The organism is Hydrogenophaga sp., from assembly GCF_031426985.1.
Lineage (GTDB): Bacteria > Pseudomonadota > Gammaproteobacteria > Burkholderiales > Burkholderiaceae_C > Hydrogenophaga.
In genome coordinates, this window is record NZ_JASJOY010000234.1 from 1 (window position 1) to 1893 (window position 1893).

General features: G+C 63.0%; 2 protein-coding genes and 1 pseudogene. All 3 read right to left on the reverse strand.

What is annotated here, in order from left to right; translation table 11 throughout:
* Window positions 1–997, reverse strand: a 997-nt coding sequence (locus tag RMP09_RS23445; protein WP_310568385.1) for a vWA domain-containing protein, incomplete at its 3' end; no start/stop codon positions are given.
* A 27-nt stretch (window positions 998–1024) separates the two neighbouring features.
* Complete coding sequence (locus RMP09_RS23450) at window positions 1025–1249, reverse strand: hypothetical protein (RefSeq protein ID WP_310568386.1); 225 nt, start codon at window positions 1247–1249, stop codon at window positions 1025–1027.
* A 94-nt stretch (window positions 1250–1343) separates the two neighbouring features.
* Window positions 1344–1893: pseudogene (locus RMP09_RS23455) on the reverse strand (MoxR family ATPase); the annotation flags it as partial.

Here is a 1893-nt window from a genome sequence, read left to right on the forward strand (position 1 = left end):
CGTTGTTGTATTCCACGCTGCCGCCGGGCTGCAGGATCTCGTAGGGGCTCATGGTCGCGTCGCCCACGAAGATCAGCTTGTAGTCCTTGTTGTACTTGCGGATGATGTCCAGCGTCGGGAACTTCTCGGCGTAGCGGCGCTTGTTGTTCTTCCACATGTAGTCGTAGACACAGTTGTGGAAGTAATAGAACTCCAGGTGCTTGAACTCGCTCTTGACGGCACTGAACAGCTCCTCGACGCGCTGGATGTGCTCGTCCATCGTGCCGCCCACGTCCATCAGCAGCAGCACCTTCACGTTGTTGTGCCGCTCCGGAATCATCTTGATGTCCAGCCAGCCGGCGTTGGCCGCGGTCGAGCGGATGGTGTCGGGCAGGTCCAGTTCCAGCTCGTGGCCCTCGCGCGCGAACTTGCGCAGGCGGCGCAGCGCGACCTTGATGTTGCGCGTGCCCAGCTCCTGCGTGTCGTCGTAGTCGCGGTAGGCGCGCTGGTCCCAGACCTTGACTGCCGACTTGTTGCCGCCCTTGCCGCCGATGCGGATGCCCTGCGGGTTCTTGCCGCCGTGGCCGAAGGGTGATGTGCCGCCCGTGCCGATCCACTTGCTGCCGCCCTCGTGGCGTTCTTTCTGTTCTTCGAGCCGCTTCTTCAGCGTCTCCATCAGCTCGTCCCAGTCCATCTTGGGCGCATTGGCGATCTGCTCGGCCGAGAGGATGCGCTCCATCTCCTGGCGCAGCCAGTCGGCCGGGATCGGCTTGGTGAAGTCCGCGATCAGCTCCACGCCCTTGAAGTAGGCGGCGAAGGCGCGGTCGAACTTGTCGTAGTGCTTCTCGTCCTTGACCAGCGCCGTGCGGGCCAGGAAGTAGAAGTCGTCCATGGTGCAGGCGTCGGGGTTGGTCGGGCCTACCACGTCTGCTTTGAGCGCTTCGAGCAGCGTGAGGTATTCCTTGACCGAGACCGGCAGCTTGGCCGAACGCAGGGTGTAGAAGAAGTCGATCAGCATGGTGATCTCCCTGGGGCCGCAGCCCTGTCAGTCCTTGGACACGTTGGCCGCACGCCAGCGGCGTGCCAGCTGCAACCCCAGGCCACCACCCAGCCCCACGGCCACGATGCCGGTGATGCTGTTGCTGTCGTAGCCCTCGGTGAACAGATCGAAACCCAGCCAGCGCGCCACCCAGTAGCCCGCCAGCGCGCCGCCGACGAAACCGACGGCGTCGGACAGGCCTTCTTTCAACAGTTTTTGTGTGTCACTCATTGCAATGGTCCAAACGGGAGCCGGCGCCGGGCCGCCCCAAGCCGGCTCAGCCCCCTCGGGGGGCAGCGACCCATGAAACGGAGGAGCGTGGGGGTCAACGGTTCCTCTGGTTCATGAAGACCAGCTTTTCAAACAGCGTGGTGTCCTGCTCATTCTTGAGCAATGCGCCCACCAGCGGCGGCACGGCCACCTTGCTGTCGGCGCTCTGCAGTGCTTCAAGCGGGATGTCTTCGGCCATCAGCAGCTTGAGCCAGTCGATCAGTTCGCTGGTGCTGGGCTTTTTCTTCAGGCCGGGCAGGTTGCGCACGTCGTAGAAGGTCTTCATCGCCGCGGTCAGCAGGTCCTGCTTGAGGTCGGGGAAGTGCACGTCCACGATGCGCTTCATGGTCTCGGCGTCGGGGAACTTGATGTAGTGGAAGAAGCAGCGGCGCAGGAAGGCGTCGGGCAGTTCCTTTTCGTTGTTGGAGGTGATGAACACAAGCGGCCGGTGCTTGGCCTTGATCAGCTCGCGCGTCTCGTAGCAATAGAACTCCATGCGGTCGATTTCGCGCAGCAGGTCGTTCGGGAACTCGATGTCGGCCTTGTCGATTTCGTCGATCAGCAGCGCCACCGGCCGGTCGGCGGTGAAGGCCTGCCACAGCACG

Coding starts and splice junctions, on each gene's coding strand:
- RMP09_RS23450 (WP_310568386.1), bottom strand. CDS start 1,249: ATGAGTGACACACAAAAACTGTTGAAAGAAGGCCTGTCCGACGCCGTC.